Origin of the sequence: Flavobacterium tagetis (assembly GCF_016735615.1) — a bacterium.
GTDB classification, from domain to species: Bacteria; Bacteroidota; Bacteroidia; order Flavobacteriales; family Flavobacteriaceae; genus Flavobacterium; species Flavobacterium tagetis.
This window is the reverse complement of the sequence record NZ_JAERSF010000001.1, coordinates 488,122-510,130: the sequence shown is the minus strand read 5'-3', so window position 1 is coordinate 510,130 and position 22,009 is coordinate 488,122. Positions and strand designations below refer to the sequence as shown.

The window sequence follows — 22,009 nt, the reverse complement described above, 5'->3', positions numbered from 1 at the left end:
GATATGAAAAAAATAATTTTAACAGTACAGCTTCTAATTTCGATTGCTTCTTTTGGGCAAGGTTTCTTGCACAGAGACGGACAAAAAATAGTAGACGGAAATGGTAAAAATGTTCTTTTAAGAGGTTTAGGCCTTGGCGGATGGATGGTGCAGGAAGGTTATATGCTCAAGACGCAGCCATTTGCTAGTCCGCAATATCAAATTAGGCAAAAAATACAGGATGTAATTGGTGAGGAGGGAACAAAAGAATTCTACGCTGCGTACAAGGCAAACGGAATTACAAAACGAGATGTGGATTCTTTAGCAAAATGGGGATTCAATTCTATTCGTCTTCCAATGCATTACAATCTTTACACACCGTCCATCGAGCAGGAAAAAAATGATGAAATCACTTGGATAGAAGAAGGTTTTACAATGACTGACAATTTGTTGAAATGGTGTGCAGAAAATAAAATATATCTGATTTTAGATTTGCACGCAGCTCCTGGCGGACAAGGAAATGATGCTGCGATTTCAGATTTTGATACTACAAAACCAGCGCTTTGGCAGAGTGAAGCCAATCAGAAAAAAATGATTGCGCTTTGGAAGAAATTGGCTTCTCGTTACCGAGATAATCCTTGGATTGGAGCTTATGATATTATCAACGAGCCAAACTGGAATTTTACAGGATCAAACAAAAACGGCTGTGATGAAAATTCAAACGGCCCTTTAAGAGATTTGATGGTTGCAGTTACAAAAGCCATTCGTGAAGTTGATACCAATCATTTAATTTTTATTGAAGGAAACTGCTGGGGAAATAACTACAATGGAATTTTTCCTTTATGGGATGATAATCTGGCTTTAAGTTTTCATAAATATTGGAATTATAATGACAAAGCTTCTATCGAAAAGATGCTAGAGTACAGAGAAAAATACAATGTGCCAATCTGGATGGGAGAAAGTGGAGAGAATTCTAATGTCTGGTTTAAGGATGTTTTAACCTTGGTTGAAAGCCATAATATTGGTTGGGCATTTTGGCCAATGAAAAAAATAGACAATATCGCAGGAGTAGCTTCTGTTACCAAAATTCCTGAATATGATGTTCTGTTGAAATATTGGAAAGATGGCGGACAGAAACCATCACCAGAATTTGCAAAAAAGACCTTGATGAAAATGGCAGACAATTACAAAATGGAAAACGTAACCGTTAAACCAGATGTGGTAGACGCCATGTTCAGACAAGTACAGACTGATGATACAAAACCATACAAGAAGAATGCAGTTCCTGGTAAAATTGCTGCAACGCATTACGATTTAGGAACCAACGGAAAAGCTTATTCAGACACTGATTTTGTAAACTATAGATCGGTAACTGGAAAAGACGAGCAATGGAATCGCGGTAACAGTATGAGAAATGATGGAGTTGATATTTTGCCATGTAAAGACAAAGATTCAAATGGTTATCAAGTTTCATTTATCGAAGATGGAGAATGGATTCAATATACCGTTGATGCAATAGAAGGAACTTACAATGTTGCGATTCGTTATTCGAGCGAAAAAGCAGAAGGGAAATTGTATTTAGAAATTGATGGAGGAATAAAATCAGCAGTTATTTCGCTTCCTGCAACGGGAGCAAATGATAAATGGAAAACGGTAATTGTATCAAATGTTGTATTGAAATCAGGTTCAAATAAAGTAAAAGCTGTATTTGAAAAAGGAGGTTTTAATCTGAACTATTTTGACTTTGTTGTGAACAAAAACAAAAAGTAGAAGAAATAATATTTATCTTGATATTCAATTTATTAACCAAACCATTTAAATAATAAAAAGATGAAAATAATCAATCTCGCAAATAGAGCAGCAGCATTTACTTTAATCCTATTATTTGTATTTCAGTCGTGCAGCAGTAACAATGATACATCCGATACTCCTGTCGTGGTAGCTCCCGATAAAATTTCGGTGGAAGTTGATGTAGTTGGAAAAACTGCTGAAATGCCAAATGGAGACGGAAGCGGAAAAATTAATTTAAAGATCGATGCTCCTAATGCAAAGTCATATAAAGTTGTGGTAAACAATGAAACAAAAGAGTTTACAGCCAACAGCTTTTCATATGAGTTTACTCAACCTGGAACAAAAACCTATACTATTGATGTTACGGTATTTAATGGAATAAAATATACTAATACTTCTACAACAGTAAATATTTTTGTAGCCAGAAAATTAATCTGGTCAGACGAATTTAATACAGACGGAGCTCCTGATTCTAATAAATGGGGTTACGATTTAGGAAATGGAAACGGTTTTGGGAATAACGAATTACAATATTATACAAACCGCTCCGAAAATGTAAAAATTGAAGGAGGTCTTTTGAAAATCACAGCAATCAAAGAAGCTTACCAAGGAAGCCAATACACTTCTACAAGAATGCTGACAAAAGGCAAATTTTCTTTTAAATACGGAAGAGCAGAAGTTCGAGCAAAATTGCCTGTTGGCGGTGGCACTTGGCCAGCTTTTTGGCTGTTAGGAGACAATATTGATACTGCAGGCTGGCCGTTATGTGGAGAAATCGACATTTTAGAATCAGTTGGAAACAATCCAAATGTCATTCATTCGTCATTGCATTCTCCGGGACGTTCAGGAAATACACCAGATACAAAAACGACAACAGCTCCAAATTCGACAACTGAGTTTCATATTTATGCTGCCGAATGGGATGCCGAGAACATCAAATTTTATGTAGATGATAATTTATTTTATACCTACAAAAACTCAAGTACAACCCCATTTAATGCCAAATTCTTTGTAATTCTAAATTTAGCAATGGGAGGAAATTTTGGAGGAACAGTAGATCCAAATTTCAAAAGTGCAACTTACGAAATTGATTACGTAAGAGTGTACAATTAACATAACTTTTAAACAAATTTTTTTCTTTAAAGCCCCGTAAACGCTAGATTTACAAGATTAAAATTTTTTAACATGAAAAAGATAAACAAACTTGTTTTTGCAGTAATGCTGCTTTTAGCCGTGAACTCATTTTATGGTCAGAATTTAAAGATTATGACTTATAACATCCGTTTGGATGTTGCTTCAGATGGAGAAAATGCATGGCCAAAACGAAAGGATTATTTTACCTCTCAAATTGGGTTTTATAGTCCAGAAATTTTCGGAGTTCAAGAAGCAACGCCAAATCAAGTTTTAGACATTGCATCGGCTTTGCCAAATTATAGCAGATTTGGAGTAGGAAGAGAAGAAGGCGGATTGGGAGAAGCCTGTACGATTTATTATAAAAAAGATCGTTTTAAGGTCGAACAATCTAACACTTTCTGGTTGTCTGAAACTCCAAATGTAGTTTCAAGAGGTTGGGATGCAGCCTGCAACAGAGTTTGTACGTACGGACTTTTTAAAGATTTAAAAACTAAAAAGTCATTTTGGGTTTTCAATCTGCATTTGGATCATATGGGTGAAGAGGCTAGAGTAAAAGGCGTACAGCTTGTTCTTTCTAAAATGAAAGAATTGAACACTAAAAATTATCCAGCCTTTTTAATGGGTGATTTTAATTCAGAACCAGATACAAAACAGATTAAAGAAATCAAAAATGTGATGAATGATACAAGAGACGTTTCAATAGAGAAACCTTTCGGGCCTTCTGGAACTTTCAATGATTTCAAACATAACGAACCCGTAACATTATTATTAGACTACATTTTTATTTCAAAAAATAGTGGTCTAAAAGTTCAAAAACACGCAGTGTTAAGTGATTCTAAAGATTTAAAATATCCGTCGGATCATTTGCCTGTCTTAATAGAAATAGATTAAAAATGAAAAACATCAACAAAAAACTTCAAATCCTGGTTTTACTGCCGTTAATTGCGATGCAGTTCAATTGTGGATCTTCAAAAAGTGTTACTGCCAATTCTGGAAAAGTAGAATCTTGGATTACTACTACAGATGAAACTTCAAAACTTAAAAAACAAACTGATTTGACTTTTAGTTCAGAAACAAATTCAAATCAGACCATTGAAGTAAATCCAGCTGAGAAATTTCAAACCATTGAAGGTTTCGGATTTTCTCTAACAGGAGGAAGCGCTCAGGCTATCAAAAAATTGGATAAGGCAAAAAGAGAAGCGTTACTTCAGGAATTATTTTCAAGAAAAGACAATGCAATTGGTCTAAGTTATTTAAGAATAAGTATTGGAGCATCAGATTTGAATGAAAAAGTTTTTTCGTATGATGATATGCCAGAAGGACAAACCGATATGAATTTGGAACATTTTAATCTTGGTCCAGATTTAGACGATGTAATTCCGGTTTTAAAAGAGATTCTAGCTATAAATCCTAAAATAAAAATAATGGGTTCTCCGTGGTCGCCTCCAGTTTGGATGAAAGATAACGGAAGTTCTAAAGGCGGAAGCTTACAGCCAAAATACTATGGAGTTTATGCGCAGTATTTTGTAAAATACATTCAAGCAATGAAATCGCACGGAATTGTTATTGATGCCATTACACCTCAAAACGAGCCATTGCATCCGGGAAACAATCCGAGTTTGTTAATGTTGGCAGAACAACAGGCAGATTTTATTGGCAATCATTTAGGTCCCGCTTTCGCGAAAGCAAACATAAAAACTAAAATCATTGTTTACGATCACAACTGTAACAAACCAGAATATCCTTTGACGATTTTAAGAGATTCAAAAGCAAATCCGTTTGTAACAGGATCGGCTTTTCACTTGTATGAAGGAGACATTAGCGCTTTAACGACTGTTCATAACGAATTTCCAAATAAAGATTTGTATTTTACCGAACAATACACAGGTTCAGGAACTAATTTTGAAACTGACTTGAAATGGAGCGTAAAAAATGTAGTAATCGGTTCAATGAGAAACTGGAGTAAAAATGCACTTTCATGGGGATTGGCAAATGATGAATTCTATAAACCTTTTACTCCAGGAGGATGTTCAACTTGCAAAGGAGCTTTGATGATTGATCAGAACCAAAATATTAAAAGAGAAGTTGGATATTATATTATCGGACATGCTTCTAAATTTGTTCCAGAAGGTTCGGTGAGAATTGGAAGTAATATTGCGGGAGATTTATACAATGTAGCTTTTAAAACGCCATCTGGACAGACCGTTTTAATTGTAGAAAATGACGGAGCTTCAGCTGCAACATTTAATATTAAATACAACCAAAAACAAACCACAACCACTCTAAACGCAGGTGCAGTAGCAACTTACGTTTGGTAAACAACTTAAACACATGAAAAAAACAACAACAATTATGCTGTTTATGCTTTCGCTTTTAGCGTCGGCACAACAGCAGACAATAGATCAGAAAGTCAATGATCTATTGAAGAAAATGACAATCGAAGAAAAAATTGGTCAGTTAAATCAATATACTGGCGATAACCAGGCAACGGGTCCAATTACAATAAACCCAAACAAACAAGCTGAAATAAAAGCAGGTTTAATTGGTTCGATGCTAAATGTTATCGGTACAAAATATACCAGAGGATATCAAGAATTGGCGATGCAGTCAAGACTTAAAATTCCGTTGTTGTTTGGGCAGGATGTAATTCACGGATATAAAACCACTTTTCCGCTTCCTTTAGCAGAAGCAGCAAGCTGGGATTTACAGGCAATTGAATTAGCAGCAAGAGTTGCAGCAACTGAGGCAGCAGCAAGCGGAATTCACTGGACATTTGCACCGATGGTAGATATTAGCCGTGATCCTCGTTGGGGACGTGTAATGGAAGGAGCAGGAGAAGATACTTATTTAGGTTCTAAAATTGCTTACGCAAGAGTAAAAGGTTTTCAGGGAAATAAACTTGGAGATTTAAACTCAGTTATGGCCTGTGTTAAACACTTTGCGGCTTATGGAGCTGGAGTTGGAGGAAGAGATTATAATTCTGTAGATATGAGCGAAAGAATGTTGTGGGAAACCTATTTACCGCCATTTAAAGCGGCTTTAGACGCTGGTGCAGCAACATTTATGAATTCATTCAACGATATCAACGGAATTCCAGCAACTGGAAATGCACATTTGCAAAGAGATATCTTAAAAGGAAAATGGAACTTTCAAGGTTTCGTAGTTTCAGACTGGGGATCAATTGGAGAAATGGTAGCACACGGTTACTCTAAAGATCTTAAAGAAGCTGCTTATTCTGCAATTACTGCAGGAAGTGACATGGATATGGAAAGCAATGCATACCGTAAGAATTTAGCAGAGTTAGTAAAAGAGGGCAGAGTTTCTATTGATTTGGTTGACGATGCAGTAAGACGTATTCTTCGCAAGAAATTCGAATTAGGATTATTTGATGATCCTTACAGATATTCTGATGAAAAACGTGCTGAAAAAGCATTAAACAATCCAGAACACAGAAAAGCGGCTCTTGAAGTTGCTGAGAAAAGTATTGTTTTATTAAAGAATGAAAATCAGACTTTGCCAATTTCTAAGAATGTAAAAACAATTGCATTTATTGGGCCAATGGTTAAAGAATACAAAGAGAACATGGGCTTCTGGTCTGTAGAACTTCCAGAAGTTGATTACAATAAATGGATTGTTTCGCAATGGGATGGTTTACAAAATAAAGTGGGTAAAAACACTAAATTGTTATATGCAAAAGGTTGTGAGATTGAAGGAACAAACAAAGATGGTTTTGCAGAAGCTGTAGCAACAGCTAAACAAGCAGATGTTGTAATCTTGAGTATTGGTGAAAGACGTGATATGAGCGGTGAGGCAAAAAGCCGAAGCGATCTTCATTTACCAGGCGTTCAGGAAGATTTAGTAAAAGCAATTCAGGCAACAGGAAAACCGGTTGTAGTTTTAATAAATGCTGGAAGACCTTTAGTTTTTAACTGGACTGCAGATAATGTTCCTGCAATTGTTTACACTTGGTGGTTAGGAACTGAAGCTGGAAATGCAATTGCAAATGTTTTATTTGGAGATTATAATCCGTCTGGAAAATTGCCAATGACTTTCCCGAGAGAAGTAGGGCAAGTGCCAATTTATTACAATCACTTCAGCACGGGAAGACCAGCTAAAGATGAAAATTCAACAAACTATGTTTCGGCTTATATCGACTTGAAAAACTCTCCAAAATATCCTTTCGGATATGGTTTGAGCTACACAACGTTTGATTATTCAGGATTGAAATTATCTTCGACTAAAATAAAAAGCAATGAAACAATTAAAGTTTCTTTCCAATTGAAAAATACTGGAAAAGTTGCTGGAGAAGAAGTAGCTCAGTTGTATTTGAAAGATAAATTCGGTTCAGTAGTAAGACCAGTTTTAGAATTGAAAGATTTCCAAAAAGTGAAATTAAACGCTGGAGAATCTAAAACAATCGAATTCACAATTGATAAAGAGAAGCTTTCTTTTTATAATGATAAAATAGAATGGGTTGCTGAACCAGGAGATTTCGAAGTTATGATTGGAACTTCATCAGCAGATATTAAATTAAAATCTGATTTTGAATTAGTAAACTAAATAAAAAACGGGGCTTCTTTTGAGCCCCGTTTTTTTTATCAAAGTTATTTAAGTCGTTTCTTAAAACTATATTTCAGCATATTCAATAAGCCTTCTTCAATAATATCAATTCCAATTCCGAAATTACTGTCAGCAACTTCATGATGCGCATTTCTAAAATCTTCAAAATCTTCACTTGGAATTTCTAGATTGATCAGTGGTTTAAAATCGACAATTATAGAAGCGCCATTTTTAGTTACTTTTTTACGGCTTGTATAATCAAAATATGGGTTAGCAATAGTACTTTCTTGAACAGTGTATTTTTCCTGAGTATCTATTTTCTGATCTGTCGTTAAATTGATCTCGTATTTCTCATTATCAAAATTATGCCAGAAAGAAAGATCGCTATGCATAAAGTCGCGCGCTGAGTTTTTAACCACATTTCGATCAAAATACATTAAAAAACGATTCTTTTCAGGATCTGTAAAATATGGATTTTCGATCGAAGTGTTATACTGAATTGTAAACTCGTTCAGCTTTTTATCATCACTTACAATTTCAATCGACGCATCTTTAAAAATAGTTCTAATATCAGTTCCGTTTCTATCGCTAGAATAATTTAAAGCATAGAACAAGAAGTTATTCCAGCTGTCAATGATTTCTCTTTTGTTAGTATTTTTGAAATATTTACGCATATAATTGGCACGATTTCCTTTATAAGTCGTAACCAATTTTAGCTGACCCAAATTATTTTGAGCACTAAAATCTACTTTTTCATTTATGCCATAGTAAGGAAATTTATAAGACTCTTTAATCTGCAATTCCTGATTCGGTTTAACTTCAAGATAATGCATAAAATAGATGTAGCCACGATTTTCAACTAATCCAAATTCATCTCTCGAAGTTGCATCAACAAAATAAGTTTCGCCTTTGTAATTGATTTTTACAATAACGTGATTAAAAGTCAATAGCGACGGAAGGTAATATTTAATGTAATGATCTGAATTGAAATTAACCAAAACTACAGAAGCATCAACATTAATATAATCTAAAACTACTTTTAGTAAAACCGACTTTGCTTTACAATCTCCTTGTTTATTTTCATAAGTTACTGATGGTTCTTGCGGTTTGTGGCCATTCATTTCATCAGCATTATAAATATAGTAAACGTGATTCTGCACATAATCAATTGCAAACTGTAATTTTTCGTCTTGATCTGCAATTGCATCCAACTTTTCTACCAGTTTTGGAGCAAATTCTGTTAAAGAAGATTTGCTGTATATTTCTTCGTAAAGCGGAGAAATATAATTAGATAAATCAATCCAATTACGGTCTGTAGCAAAATCAATAAAAGGAGCAATTTCTCTATTAACGTCAAACGAATTAATGTAATTTTCTTTTTCGATAACAAAACGCTCTCCTTTTTTCAGGTAACTGATTTCGGGTTCTATAACATTCCCCTCTTTATCTCTAAAGAAAGTTTTTTTGTATTTAATAGCTTCTTTTCTGTCATTAATAAAAGAAAATTTGTATTTGCCATAAGCCCAATAAGTGCTTGGTGTTACATACACATATTTAAGAAATTCTTTTCGCATAAAATCGCGATCTGTAAAAACCTTTGTACGTGAATCTTCAGTAATCAAAACATCATAAAGGCGTAAATCTTTAATGGTAATATTTACTTTTTTATTGCTGCTCAAAATACCGCCTTCACTTTGATTTTCGCTATCTAAAACTTTAATTTTAGTATCAGGAATTTTATCAATCAAAACACCGTCTCTCAAAACACTGATTCGGTGTATAACATAAGTTTCATTTTCTTCTATAACAACATCTCTTACCGAAGCGCTTTCAAGGTTTGAAGGTTCGTTAAGCGTATAAGCAACGCAAGCATATTCGCTGTTTTCAGTATCGCTTGTGTAGTAAATTTTATCTAAGAAGTAACAGAAATCACGCCCTTCTTCAACTTGTTTGTTGGAGAAATCGGATTCTTTTATATAATCAATAAGTTGATCCTCGTTAATTGTAGGTGCCCAGTTTTCTGGTTTTTGAATTTTGTAGCTTTCTGATTCAATGATGTTTTCCATGTACTTTTTCTATAGGGGTATATTCTTACTTTTAAAACGGCTAAAATAATTAATAAATGACCATTTTCTTTCATTTTATTGTAAAATTTATAATAAAAAAAGCCTCACTAAAAGTGAGGCCACATTATAAACTATAAACAGGGACAAGGTTATTTTATAACAGTATTTACAAAATCCATAGCACCAATTCCTTTATAAGAAGCATACAAAGCTTTGTCAAATGCTTCTTGTTTTGCTTTCTTGTTTTTTGCATCAGTTTCAACAATCATCTCGTTGAAAATTCTTTCCTGTTCTTCACTATATTTCAATGAAGCTTCCAAAAGATAGGTTTTAGAAACAAACCCAAAAGAATTGAGAATTTTACTTCTAATCTTTTGATTAAAATTTTTTAAAGGATTGGCATTCATAACTTTCTACATTTAAATTTCTACACTCACTTGAAGATAAATAGTAGCTGTTTGTATTATTTTTCTTTGTTTTTGATTCAGATTTTAACAATTAAAATCATTAATGTGTTATTATGACGCAATGTACTTATTTTTTTTAAATTTGATTTTAAATTTGATTTTAAATTTTCGTTAAAATTGTAGTTTCAACACTTCTGTTTTGGTGAAAATCAATCCTTTGTTTTTGGAAAATATTTTAGTTTTATAAAAATGAAGTAAATTGCAGAGTTAAAGGAAAGAATTTATACAAACCTGATGTTAAAAGACATTATAGATAATAACGAAAATTACCAACCAGGACTTTCTATAGACTGTGTTATTTTTGGTTTTCACGATAATCAGTTAAAAGTTTTATTGATTAAAGTAGAACGTGCCAATAAGTGGTCTTTACCCGGCGGATTTATTCCTGTTGATCAGGATATAGATACTGCTGCAATCACGGTATTGAATAGTAGAACTGGTGTTGATGGTGTTTTTTTAAGACAATTTGCAACCTTTGGAAAAGTAGATCGTAACAAGCAGCATTTTGATAAAAAAACACTAGAATACCTTAAAATTGAAGAGGCAAAAGGAAAATGGCTTATGCGCCGTTTTGTTACAATTGGATATTATGCTTTGGTCGATTTTTCGAAAATTCTTCCTAACCCGACAGGACGACATGAAATTGTAGAATGGATTGATCATAAAGAAGTTCCCGAGCTTATTTTGGACCATCGTGAAATTCTGGATAAAGCATTAGATACTTTAAGAATCGAATTGAATTTAATGCCAGTTGGTTACAATTTATTGCCAGAGAAATTTACCATTCCAGAATTACAGAAATTATACGAAACGATTTTGGATAAAAAGCTAGATCGAAGAAACTTTTTACGCAAAATTACCAATATAGGAATCCTTACCAAGCTTGATGAAAAGAAAAGCAACGGAGCGCACAAAGCTCCAAACTTATATTCTTTTGATAAAGAAAAATATGATGAGGTTCTTAAAAACGGACTGAATCAAGGCTGGTAAAATCTAAATTTTAATCTTTAAAAAATGATATTATGGTTTCAATTGAAGAATTTAGAAAGTTAGCAATGTCATTTCCAGATGCAACAGAAGAACCTCATTTTGAGAAAACTTCTTTCCGAATTAAAAAGAAGATTTTTGCCACCTTCGATGAAAAAAATAATCACGCCGTTTTAAAATTAAACGAAATTGATCAATCCGTTTTTTGTGCGTCAAGCGAAAAGATTTTCTATGAAGTTCCAAACAAATGGGGAAAACAAGGCTGGACAATTGTCGAGCTTTCAAGAGTAAGACCTGAAATGTTTGAAGATGCTTTAATACGTTCGTACGAAAATGTTGCCACAAAAAAGAAGTAACATTTTATCTCACAATCGTTCTAAAAGTCAAATTGACTCTGGGTTTTTGAGTGCTTTTTGTTGGAGGAAGACGATGTAACCAATGTGTTTGTGTTTCATCTTTCATAACCAATAAACTTCCATGTTCCAGAATCATAGAAACCGTTTTTTTAGATTCTTTATGCTTGAAAGCAAATTTGCGTTCGGCTCCAAAACTTACAGATCCAATTGTGCCATTTTTCTTCAAATCTTTTTCAGCATCGCTGTGCCAAGCCATTCCTTCTTCTCCTGTATGATATAAATTCAGCAGACAAGAATTGAAAGTTTCTCCTGTTTTTTCTTCAATTATTTTTTTTAGCTTCAAAAGTTCTGGCGTCCAAGGCAAAGCTTTTTTGGTGGTATTCGAATAAGTATATTCATATTCCTGATCGCCATACCAAGCCACTTTTCGTTTGGTTAAAATTAATTTTCCGAATATGATGGCTTCGTCATTTTTCCATTCGATTGTATTTAGTAAAATATCACGATAGAAATCGGCGTCTGTTCTCGAAAATAATTTTCCGTAATAATTCACCGTTCCATCTTTAGGAAGCAGATTTGTAGTTTCGTCTATTTGCGGATTAAATAAGTCCATTTTTCCATTTTTGATAATCTGATTTCATGCAATGACCGCAAGGTCTGAAACCATTTTGTTTGGCATCTTTTTCAGAAGAAAAAAAGACACGATTCTCCCGTTTCATTCTTTTCCCCGAAGAACATTTAAGCGTTCCGTAGATTTTTAATTTTTGATTGCCACCGAAACAAATTTCGCCTTTTTTAATTTTATTTCGAAGATCTGAATCGGTTATTTTGTTATGCTCAAACATACTGTTTTGTGTTTTGTTTTTTCGCCACGAATTCACGAATTATTCTTTTACATATTTTATCAGAAACTATTCGAATTAATTCGAATAAATAATCGCAAAGAATTTAAAATAATAATTCGTGAATTCGTGGCGAAAAAAAAATATTCACGAAAGCGCATCATGAAAAATAATTCCCAGTGTATATCTTTCACCCGAATGTACTTCGCTTACACCATGTTTCATATTCACACGATAATAGCCTTTCGTACCTTTTACAGGTCTGAAATTGGTTGTAAAAACTAGAATATCTCCTTTTTTAGGTTTTAAGACAATCGCTTTAGATTGTGCTCTTGGCGTTTGTTGTGTCAAAACAAATTCGCCGCCAGTAAAATCTTCATCTGGTTCATTTAAAAAAAGCACAATTTGAATAGGGAAATAAACATCGCCATATAAATCCTGATGAAGTGTATTAAAACCGCTTTTGCCATATTTTAAAATTAAAACTGTAGCTTTCAGTTGATTATTGTCATGGCATTGTTTTAGCAAATCTTCATGTTTGATTGGAAATACTGTATCGATATTTAAGACTTTCATCCAAGCATTTGCAATTGGCGCTAATTTCGGATAGATTGCAGATCGAATGTTCTGAATTAAATCTGGAAGCGGATAATTGAAATATTTGTATTCGCCTAAGCCAAATCGGTAGCGTTCCATTACAACCGTTTTTCGGTATAAATTGGGATTCGAATAATTGGCTTTTAATGATTCACATTCATCATTACTCAGAATATTTTGTAGAACGGCAAATCCATTTTCGTGCATAGATTCTGTGATGTTTTCCCAATTTAGAGATTCTATTTTTGTTTTCATGGTTTTGTTTTTGATAAACCGCCGTCAACTCTTAATTCAATTCCGTGAATATAAGAAGCATCATCTGAGGCTAGAAAGAGTGCTGTTTTGGCAATTTCTGAAGGTTCTCCAAAACGTTTAAACGGAAGAGTAGGCGTAACGGCGTCAATTGTATTTTTGATGTTTTCCTGATTCATACCCGTATTATTAAAAATATTTGTGGCAATATAACCCGGACTGATTCCGTTTACACGTATTTTTTTTGAAGTGCATTCTGCCGCAAAAGTTTTGATAAAAGATTGAACCGCAGCTTTTGCAGCTGTATAAATTGACATATTGGACTGGCCAATATCGGTTAAAAAAGTAGTATTTAAAATAATCGAACTTCCTTCTGGCATTAATGGCAAAACCTGCTGTACGGTAAAAAAAGTTCCTTTAACCAACATATCAAAAACCTCATCAAACTCTTTAATCGTAACGTTTTCAATAGAATTGAATTTTCCATATCCGGCATTTACAAATAGGATATCTATACTGTCAGTATACTTTTTTATCTGATTTTGAAGTTCGAAAATGTCTGATAACTGTCCTGCGTTCGAAACAATTCCGATTGCATTTTTTCCTAATTCTTGTACGGCTTTATTTACTGTATTTTCACTACGTCCCGTTATAATTACTTTTGCTCCATTATTAATAAATTCCTGAGCAGTTGCAAAACCCATTCCGTTGGTTCCGCCTGTAATAAAAGCAGTTTTGTTTTTTAGTTTTTCCATTTCGTATGATTTTAGAATGCAAAGTTTCTAAAATAGGAAAGGGTAAAAAATCCGAAACTTGCGGTTTTGAGATTTGGTTTTTTTGCCACGAATTCACGAATTTTCTTTTAAATACTTTATTTAATATTATTTGGATTAATTCGAATAAATAATCGCAAAGATTTTAAAAAGAATAATTTGTGAATTCGTGGCTAAAAAAATTATGGATTTATATGCGCACCTTCCCAACCAATAATGGCTGTTTTTCGGGTATTTCCCCACATATAACCACCAAAGGTTCCAGAAGACTGAATAACGCGATGGCACGGAATTAAAAACGCAACAGGATTACTGCCAATTGCGGTTCCGACAGCGCGAGAAGCATTTGGTTTTTGAATTTGATGCGCAATCGAACCATAAGTAGAAAGCTGTCCCATTGGAATTTTAAGCAAAGCTTCCCAAACTTTCAGTTGAAAATCGGTCCCTTTTAAATGCAGTTTGATTTCAGATAATTTACTCCAATCATTTTGGAAAATAAATAGTGCATTTTGCTGTGCCAAATCTAGTTTCTGGGTAAAAGACGCATTCGGAAATTTATCTTTCAATGCAATAAGTCCTGTTATTTCATCTTCGGCGAAAGCCATAAAACAAACACCTTTTGAAGTCGATGCAACGATAATATTCCCAAACGGACTTTCGGCAAAACTGTAATTTATTTCAAGATTTTTTCCTCCGTTTTTATATTCGGCAGGTGTCATCCCTTCGATATTTACAAACAAATCATGAAGACGACTTGTTCCTGATAATCCTGTTTCATAAGCCGTTTCAGAAACGGTTGCCTGATTTTCTTTGAGTAATTTTTTGGCGTGTTCGATGCTTGTATATTGTAAAAACTTCTTCGGACTTGTTCCTGCCCATTCACTAAAAAGTCTCTGAAAGTGAAACGGACTCAAATGCACTTTTTCAGCCACTTCATCCAGATTAGGCTGATCTTTAAAATTAGCTTTGATATAATCTATAGCTTCAGCGATACGATTATAATTGATGGTTTCCTGTGTGTTCATTTTCTTTCCATTTTATAATACAAAGATCGATTGGTTTTGGAAGGTATAAAATCCGAAACTTGCTGAGTTTTTTCTAACAGCAAAGCACGCTAAGATTTACGCAAAGTTCGCAAAGTTTTTAATCTCGCAAAGGCGCAGAGTCGCAAAGTTTTTTTTCAATCTTGTCTTTATAAGCGAAGTCGAAGGATATCAAAGTAAGCCCACAAAGGTAAGTGAACTTAAAAATATAACTTAGCGACTCTGCGCCTTTGCGAGATTAAATTGTTCATTATATTTCTTTTTCCATTTTATAGTTAATCAATTCAACGCCCAAACGAATATTTCTTTGTTCAGCTTTTACAGCAAATCCTTTTCTCTCAAAGAATGGTTTTGCTGTTATGCTGATATCTGAAGTTATAATTTTTGAATGCTGATTCTTAGCTTCTAATTCTAATTCTTTTAGAATTTTATCTGCAATTCCTTGTCTTTGAAAATCTTTATGAATGTAGAAGAAATCAATGTAATTTTTGTCTTTTAAGGTTCCAAATCCAGTAATTTGGTTCTCGATAATGGCTAATAAAACAAATTGTTTTTCAATAACTTCAATCCAACGTTCTTTATTTTTTACGCCATAAGTCCACGCTTCAATTTGTTCAGGATTATAATCGTTTTTGCAAACAGATTGAATGGTTTCTACATACAATTTTTGCATTTCTTCTAAATCTGAAATAACAGCATTTCTAAAAGTCATTTTCTTTTAAGTTTTAAATTAGTGAGCAGTAGTTTTAGAAAAAACATTAATCACAATAACACCAATTATTATTAAAGCTAAGCCAATAATTGCAGGCAAATCTGGAATTTCTTTGAAGAAAACGGCACCTATAATCGTGATTAAAACAATGCCAACGCCAGACCAAATTGCATAAGCAAAACCAACCGGAATGGTTCTAATGGCAAAACTCAAACAGTAAAATGCACCACAATAACCAATAATGGTAATAATACTTGGAAGCATTTTGGTGAATTCTTCAGATTTTTTTAATGCTGAAGTTGCAATGATTTCGAAAATTATAGCGAGAAATAAAAATAGAAAATTCTTCATAGTTACTTTTTTACAAAGTTAAATTTTAAAGCGGAAAGAATTATTTAAGATTATCTGTTCTAGAAGAAACGCTTATCATTTTATATCCGTAATCGGTTCTTAGAAACTCGAAATGATCTTGTCCGCGATCGTTTTGCCTTTTCGGATTTATTACAACATCCATTGTTGGGTAAATCCAATCTTTAGATTCATTGCAATTGTTGAAATAAATGTCGTATTCGTCGGATTCAAAAATAAACTGATTTAATCCGTCAGAAGAAACAAAATAATCTGTTTTTGAATTTTTAAGTTCTTGGAGCTTTAGTTTTAAATAAGTATAATTTTGATTTATGAATTTCGTTTTTGGTGCATTGATCCAACCGTCTGGTTCTTTCCAATACGTGATTTTATCGAAAGAATGTTTCTCTAAATTGGCTTTAGATAAATCTTTTAGCAATATGTTTTCTAGCCAATATTTAAACTCTTTATCGAAATTTATAAAAGAATAATATTGTCCGTCAACTCCAAGAAAACTGTCTCTTGTTTGGTCTTTGCTAGGTTCTTTTGACTTTTCTAAAGAATAAAAATTCAGATCATCATTATACGAGAAATTTTCGATGAGGACTTTGTTATTGATATCGATTAAAAACTCTTTTCCGCCAGTCCAGGTAAAATGTTCATCGTCAATTTTTGTTCTTATTGCATCTTTTAAAACGATAATCATCCCGTTTCTTACTTTTGTCAAGTCTCTATAAATGGCTGGAATAACGATTTTTCCTTCGCTGTTAAAGATTCCCATTTTATCTGTTTTGTGATCTCTAAATCTAATATATCCTTCATTTTCACAATCGGGGCCATTGTCAAAAATATATAAGCTGTCTAGCCCAACAATTTTTCCTTGTTTGGTTAAATAATAGCTTTTCCATCTACTGTTTTCTTCTTCAGTAACAGCAATTATGTTTTCAAATTTGCGTGCAATGGTAAAACCGTTAAACTTAGGTTCTATTTTTACTACTCCGTTTTTGTCTTTAAATCCAGTTAATGTGGTGTCTTTGTTAGGAAATGCAGTCCAAATGTCATTGCCTTGAGAAAATGCCAAAGTATTAAAGAGAAAGGATATAAAAAGAATGAGAATCTTTTTCATAGGAAAGTATTTATCGGATATGAACTTCTGTTTCGTTGTTTTTTGCTTCGTCAAAACAATCGGAGCATAACATTTTAAAATCGGCTAAGGTTTCAAAAGTATTAGTCCAATCTTCGCCATTATCCAAAAGATATTGTTCGCAGGAACCGCACCAAGCAATTTGCGGTAGATCTTCTTCGGCTTCTGAATAGTAAAAGCCAACTTGATTTTTTGAATCTATTGCCGTTGCGATATGTATGCAAGTGAAAGACATTTCTTTTGAACCGTGTATGTGACAGGAAATTTTTTCGATCATTTTTGATGTTTTGGAATAAAAAAGCAGATTTACATTACTTCAATTAACTTAAATCTCAAGGTGTTATTATAGAATTCTGTGTGTAGAGTCAATTCGGTTTCTTTATTGTCGAGAGTGAAAATTTTTGCTTCAATACCAAATCCTTCAGTGGTATTATATTTGAAAATGCTGAAATGAGTTTCAAGAATTTTCAGTTTTGGTAAATTTTCAGTTTCAAAATAGTCGAATAATTCTTTTTTGGTTTCTTCAAAAACAGCTGAATTAATTCCGAAGTTGGTTTTTAAGTTTTCGAAATCTTTAGCGTTGATGTTTTCTATTAGTTCGGAACTTAATTTGAATGCAATTGGAGAGATTTTTTCTGCTGTCATTTTATGAATTTGAACTTCAAATTTAAATTTATAAACTAATAAAAGCTGTAAATGTCTTGTTAAATTAATTGGTTGTTAGTCTATGTGAGCGTGAGGGATAGGAGCTGGCTACCGAAGTAGCGCGGATAGCCCGACATAATTTAAGAAAAGGCCTAATGCGCGCAAAGCATATTAGGCCTTTTCTTAAATTATGGCACGCCCAAATTATTTTGGATTTAATTATTTCTCTTATGGGTTGAGTGATAATCCTACGCTAAAAAATAATCTTACTTTGTCTATATTATTGATCCATGAAGTATCAAAATGAATCGGGCCTAAAATGGACTGATAGGAAATTGCTGCGCCTCCTGATATTACTAAACTGGTATCGATGTTGTCATCCCAATTTCCTTTTGGATTGAAGGCATGTTTTATATAATCGTTGAAATTATCAAAACCAACAGAAGCAAGATTGAAATGAGGAGTAAGATAAATTTTTCCTATTAAGTTTATTTGAGATCCAAGTTTGAGTCCCATATATTGTGTAACATTAAGTTCGTCCTCATGAAGTCCTGCAAACGAGAATCGATTGCTGCCAGAACTTGGTATAATGCCTCCTATAAAATATTTTGCAGCATAGCCAAACCCTGAAAACGGAATATCGTCATGTTTAACTTTATCCTGAAAGATGAAATAAGAATCGAATCCTATGATTCCGGTAATTTTCTTTTTTATAGGCAATCTCTTTTCATAGGTTAAACCAAATTTGGTGTAGCCATTTGTAGAGCCTGAAACACGTGTTAAGTCTGGATCTGAAAATGAGGCGTCTAGATCGGTAAGAAATGATCTCGCAATGTTAGATTTTATAATGGTTCCGTCGGTGGCAAAGAAAACTCGATCCATGTCATTATAAGAATAATGCAAGTTGAATTCGATGTTGTTAAAGCTATAGTTATTAATACTCAGAGAATTGGGATTATATTCTCGGTCATATTTTGGTTTTAGATTTGTGTAGCTATAATTTAGTCCAAAACCGACATAACTTTTTAGAGAATTTAAGTTTCTGTTTACTTCATTGTTAACTTCAACAGTGTTGTAAAGTATATTGTCTGATGCTTTACCATTGATGTAGATTTCTTGGCGAAGTAAAGCTCCATAAGCTTCAGATATCCACCACCATTCTCTATGCTGTCCAAAATTTTTCTGATAATTGATTCTTGCTTTTGGCTGTTCGGCAATATCTACCGTTAAAAGAAGACGCGATGCATCTGCAAGTACATTTCTTCCTGTGTAGTTAAAAATTATTCCGACACCTCTATAAGTATCATAATGGATTGAGGTATTTAATTGATTTTTAGCGCGTTCAAATCCGAATAATGTAATTCCTAGTTTATCTTCGTCTTTAATGAAATAGCTATACGTAATCTCATCAAAGAGATTGGTTCCCATTGCTCTATTAATGCCAGCTATTAAATCTTTGGTGGTATATTTTACATGAGTTTTAAGATTTGCTCTTCCAACAACGAGAGGCATATTTTCGGGGCTTATTTTTTTATAAACGATTGTGTCCAATATAAACTCATTTGGCATATCGGGCAATTTGTGAGTTCGCTGCTGAAATCCCTTTAACTTTTCTGATAAAGCAATTAAAGCGGGAAGATTTTGATTTGTGGCAATTTTACCGTCTTTGTAGATTTCATTGCTATTGGCAAAATCGGCAGTAGAGAAGCGCAGATTAGGCAAGTGATCGACCAGTATTGTACATAAATCACGATTTGCAGGATTTTTGATGTTACTCGGAAACATACTGGTCTGCATTAATATGGTCATAAGATTGTTTAGCTTATCGACAGGCTCCATTCCGCCTCCGACATCACTTCCAATAATAATATCGGCACCCATTTGTTTGGCAACATCGGTAGGGAAATTATTTAATACTCCACCGTCTACTAAAACTGTTTTTCCGTAAGGCATTGGTTTGAAGATGGCAGGCAGCGACATGCTGGCACGCATGGCGTAAGATAAACTTCCTTTGCTTAAAATAACTTCTTTTCCTTCAACTAAGTCTGTAGCCATCGCCCTAAAAGGAATGGGCAAACTATCAAAATCTTTAACATTGTATACAGGGAAAGTTAATTCAGAAAGGTATTCTCTTAGATTTTGATCATTTAACAGAGAACCAATACTGTTAAGTTTTCCGTCTTTAACACCTATTCCGACTAAATATCGTTGAAATTCTCTTTTTTCTTCGGCACTTACAGCTCGTAATGACTGGCCTCCGCCTAGCAATTTATCCCAATAAATATCTTTGGTGATTTTTTCTATACTGTCACCAGAATATCCCATTGCATACAAACCACCTATAATACTTCCCATACTGTTTCCAACAATAAGATCTGGAACGATGTGGAGTGAATCTAATTTTTGCAAAAGAGGAATATGCGCAATTCCTTTTGCACCACCACCACTTAAGACCAATACAACTTTAGGTTTTTTTTCCTGAGAAAAAATAATTTGCGGAAGGCTAAGTAAAAACAAGAATACGAATAAATAGGATGTTTTTTTCAATTTTTTACTATTTAAGTATTTGATAAATAGATTCTTATTTTGATTATTAAAAGTAAGGAGATATTTATAAAAGTACAATTTTTTGAAAAGAAATCTTTTTTTGTCTGTTAAAAACAAAACCCGACAGGTTTTTAAAACCTGTCGGGTTTGAAATATGTAATTAAATCTAAGATCTACTCCCGATAGCTATCGGGATTAAATCTAAAATAGATTAGTATCTGTAGTACTCTGGTTTGAATGGACCTTGAACTTCAACACCAATGTAAGCAGCTTGATCTTCACGTAAAGTTTCTAATTCAACGCCTAATTTAGCTAAGTGCAAAGCAGCAACTTTTTCATCTAAATGTTTTGGTAACATGTAAACTTCGTTTTTGTAAGCAGCGCTGTTGTTCCATAATTCGATTTGAGCTAAAGTTTGGTTTGTAAATGAGTTACTCATTACAAAACTTGGGTGACCTGTAGCACAACCAAGGTTTACCAAACGACCTTCAGCTAAGATAATGATATCTTTTCCAGCGATAGTATATTTGTCAACCTGAGGTTTGATTTCGATTTTAGAAGCACCGTGGTTTTTGTTTAACCAAGCCATGTCGATTTCGTTATCAAAGTGTCCGATGTTACAAACAACAGTTTTGTCTTTCATTTTCTCGAAATGACTTCCCACCACGATATCTTTATTTCCTGTAGTTGTAATGATGATATCAGCATTAGCAATTACAGTATCTAATTTTTTCACTTCGTAACCGTCCATTGCAGCTTGTAAAGCACAAATTGGATCGATTTCAGTAACTGTTACGATAGAGCCAGCACCTCTAAAAGAAGCAGCAGTTCCTTTTCCTACGTCACCATATCCACAAACGATTACTCTTTTTCCAGCTAACATTAAGTCAGTTGCACGACGAATAGCATCTACAGCAGATTCTTTACATCCGTATTTGTTATCAAATTTAGATTTAGTAACAGAGTCATTAATGTTGATAGCAGGCATTGGTAAAGTTCCAGCTTTTACTCTTTCGTAAAGTCTGTGAACACCAGTTGTAGTTTCTTCAGAAAGACCTTTAATTCCAGGAACCAATTCTGGGTAACGATCAATAACCATGTTAGTTAAATCTCCACCATCATCAAGAATCATGTTCAATGGTTTTCTGTCTTCACCAAAGAATAAAGTTTGCTCAATACACCAGTCAAATTCTTCTTCATTTAAACCTTTCCAAGCGTAAACAGAAATTCCAGCAGCAGCAATAGCAGCAGCAGCTTGATCTTGAGTAGAGAAAATGTTACAAGAAGACCAAGTAACTTCTGCACCAAGAGCAATTAAAGTTTCGATCAAAACAGCAGTTTGAATCGTCATGTGCAAACATCCAGCAATACGAGCACCTTTTAATGGTTGTTCGTCTTTGTATTCAGCACGAAGTGCCATTAAACCTGGCATTTCAGCTTCAGCTAGTTCAATTTCTTTTCTTCCCCAAGCCGCTAGAGAAATGTCTTTTACTTTGAAAGCCACGTAAGGCGTAGTTGTAGTACTCATTTATATTATATTTGTATAATTGTAAATTTTTTGCAAATTTAAGGAATAGCTTTTTATTTTTACTAATTTCTATCAGATTTGTGAAATCTTTAATTTCTTAATCTCTAGAATGTTACTCTTAAAATTGTTTTTAACCATATAACTGATGTAAGTTCATTTAAAAAAGATTCTGAAACTATTACCTTTGTCGCGAATTGCTTATATTTACTAATGCATTCTTTAAGCCAGCAGTTATATT

Annotated in this window: 21 protein-coding genes; 7 read left to right on the top strand and 14 right to left on the bottom strand. The window is 33.6% G+C overall.

Annotated features, from left to right (window positions below):
• Positions 1-3 precede the first annotated feature (3 nt).
• From JI750_RS02320 to JI750_RS02300, 5 genes are all read left to right on the top strand, one after another.
• Positions 4-1,749 carry a cellulase family glycosylhydrolase gene (locus tag JI750_RS02320; RefSeq protein WP_201998700.1) on the top strand — a complete coding sequence of 582 codons (1,746 nt, stop codon included), beginning with the start codon at positions 4-6 and terminating at the stop codon, positions 1,747-1,749.
• Positions 1,750-1,809: 60 nt separating this feature from the next.
• A complete protein-coding gene (locus JI750_RS02315; protein ID WP_201998699.1) occupies positions 1,810-2,883 on the top strand; it encodes a glycoside hydrolase family 16 protein in 1,074 nt (357 codons plus the stop codon).
• A gap of 72 nt (positions 2,884-2,955) precedes the next feature.
• Positions 2,956-3,795, top strand: a complete 840-nt coding sequence (locus JI750_RS02310; protein WP_201998697.1) for an endonuclease/exonuclease/phosphatase family protein — start codon at positions 2,956-2,958, stop codon at positions 3,793-3,795.
• A gap of 2 nt (positions 3,796-3,797) precedes the next feature.
• Positions 3,798-5,222, top strand: a complete 1,425-nt coding sequence (locus JI750_RS02305) for a glycoside hydrolase family 30 protein (RefSeq protein WP_201998695.1) — start codon at positions 3,798-3,800, stop codon at positions 5,220-5,222.
• A 13-nt stretch (positions 5,223-5,235) separates the two neighbouring features.
• Positions 5,236-7,464, top strand: a complete 2,229-nt coding sequence (locus JI750_RS02300; RefSeq protein ID WP_201998693.1) for a glycoside hydrolase family 3 N-terminal domain-containing protein — start codon at positions 5,236-5,238, stop codon at positions 7,462-7,464.
• 44 nt (positions 7,465-7,508) lie between these two features.
• Here JI750_RS02300 and JI750_RS02295 read toward each other — a convergent pair whose 3' ends face one another.
• Both JI750_RS02295 and JI750_RS02290 read right to left on the bottom strand, forming a co-directional pair.
• Positions 7,509-9,530 carry a DUF3857 domain-containing protein gene (locus tag JI750_RS02295; RefSeq protein WP_201998691.1) on the bottom strand — a complete coding sequence of 674 codons (2,022 nt, stop codon included), beginning with the start codon at positions 9,528-9,530 and terminating at the stop codon, positions 7,509-7,511.
• Between the two features lie 149 nt (positions 9,531-9,679).
• Positions 9,680-9,937, bottom strand: coding sequence for a hypothetical protein (locus tag JI750_RS02290; RefSeq protein WP_129748489.1), 258 nt, complete (start codon positions 9,935-9,937; stop codon positions 9,680-9,682).
• 294 nt (positions 9,938-10,231) lie between these two features.
• On the opposite strand from JI750_RS02290, the gene JI750_RS02285 reads away from it, so the two are divergent.
• Positions 10,232-10,987 (top strand): NUDIX hydrolase, encoded by a 756-nt coding sequence (locus JI750_RS02285; protein ID WP_201998689.1) that lies wholly within the window; start codon positions 10,232-10,234, stop codon positions 10,985-10,987.
• 32 nt (positions 10,988-11,019) lie between these two features.
• Positions 11,020-11,340: an MmcQ/YjbR family DNA-binding protein gene (locus tag JI750_RS02280; RefSeq protein WP_201998687.1), complete on the top strand. Its 321-nt coding sequence runs from the start codon at positions 11,020-11,022 to the stop codon at positions 11,338-11,340.
• Between the two features lie 4 nt (positions 11,341-11,344).
• Here the strand turns inward: JI750_RS02280 and JI750_RS02275 are convergent, their stop codons facing one another.
• The 12 genes from JI750_RS02275 to ahcY form a co-directional block, all read right to left on the bottom strand.
• On the bottom strand, positions 11,345-11,953 hold the full coding sequence (locus JI750_RS02275; RefSeq protein ID WP_201998686.1) for an alpha-ketoglutarate-dependent dioxygenase AlkB family protein: 609 nt from the start codon (positions 11,951-11,953) through the stop codon (positions 11,345-11,347).
• Positions 11,940-12,185, bottom strand: a complete 246-nt coding sequence (locus tag JI750_RS02270) for an Ada metal-binding domain-containing protein (protein WP_201998685.1) — start codon at positions 12,183-12,185, stop codon at positions 11,940-11,942. The genes JI750_RS02275 and JI750_RS02270 overlap by 14 nt, the downstream gene beginning before the upstream one ends.
• A 144-nt stretch (positions 12,186-12,329) precedes the next feature.
• Entirely contained in the window at positions 12,330-13,034 is a 705-nt protein-coding gene (locus JI750_RS02265) for a 2OG-Fe(II) oxygenase (RefSeq protein WP_201998684.1), read from the bottom strand.
• Positions 13,031-13,786: an SDR family oxidoreductase gene (locus tag JI750_RS02260; protein WP_201998683.1), complete on the bottom strand. Its 756-nt coding sequence runs from the start codon at positions 13,784-13,786 to the stop codon at positions 13,031-13,033. Before JI750_RS02260 ends, JI750_RS02265 begins: the two co-directional genes overlap by 4 nt.
• Before the next feature lie 200 nt (positions 13,787-13,986).
• Complete coding sequence (locus JI750_RS02255; protein WP_201998682.1) at positions 13,987-14,829, bottom strand: bifunctional helix-turn-helix domain-containing protein/methylated-DNA--[protein]-cysteine S-methyltransferase; 843 nt, start codon at positions 14,827-14,829, stop codon at positions 13,987-13,989.
• A gap of 268 nt (positions 14,830-15,097) precedes the next feature.
• Positions 15,098-15,559 carry a GNAT family N-acetyltransferase gene (locus JI750_RS02250; protein ID WP_201998681.1) on the bottom strand — a complete coding sequence of 154 codons (462 nt, stop codon included), beginning with the start codon at positions 15,557-15,559 and terminating at the stop codon, positions 15,098-15,100.
• 18 nt (positions 15,560-15,577) lie between these two features.
• Positions 15,578-15,910 (bottom strand): DMT family transporter, encoded by a 333-nt coding sequence (locus JI750_RS02245; RefSeq protein WP_201998680.1) that lies wholly within the window; start codon positions 15,908-15,910, stop codon positions 15,578-15,580.
• 40 nt (positions 15,911-15,950) lie between these two features.
• Positions 15,951-17,033, bottom strand: a complete 1,083-nt coding sequence (locus tag JI750_RS02240; RefSeq protein ID WP_201998679.1) for a WG repeat-containing protein — start codon at positions 17,031-17,033, stop codon at positions 15,951-15,953.
• A 10-nt stretch (positions 17,034-17,043) separates the two neighbouring features.
• Positions 17,044-17,328, bottom strand: coding sequence for a hypothetical protein (locus JI750_RS02235; RefSeq protein ID WP_201998677.1), 285 nt, complete (start codon positions 17,326-17,328; stop codon positions 17,044-17,046).
• A 29-nt stretch (positions 17,329-17,357) separates the two neighbouring features.
• Entirely contained in the window at positions 17,358-17,696 is a 339-nt protein-coding gene (locus JI750_RS02230; protein WP_201998675.1) for a hypothetical protein, read from the bottom strand.
• Between the two features lie 228 nt (positions 17,697-17,924).
• Complete coding sequence (locus JI750_RS02225) at positions 17,925-20,243, bottom strand: patatin-like phospholipase family protein (protein WP_201998673.1); 2,319 nt, start codon at positions 20,241-20,243, stop codon at positions 17,925-17,927.
• A gap of 211 nt (positions 20,244-20,454) precedes the next feature.
• Positions 20,455-21,771, bottom strand: a complete 1,317-nt coding sequence (ahcY, locus tag JI750_RS02220) for an adenosylhomocysteinase (RefSeq protein WP_201998671.1) — start codon at positions 21,769-21,771, stop codon at positions 20,455-20,457.
• Between the last annotated feature and the right edge of the window lie 238 nt (positions 21,772-22,009).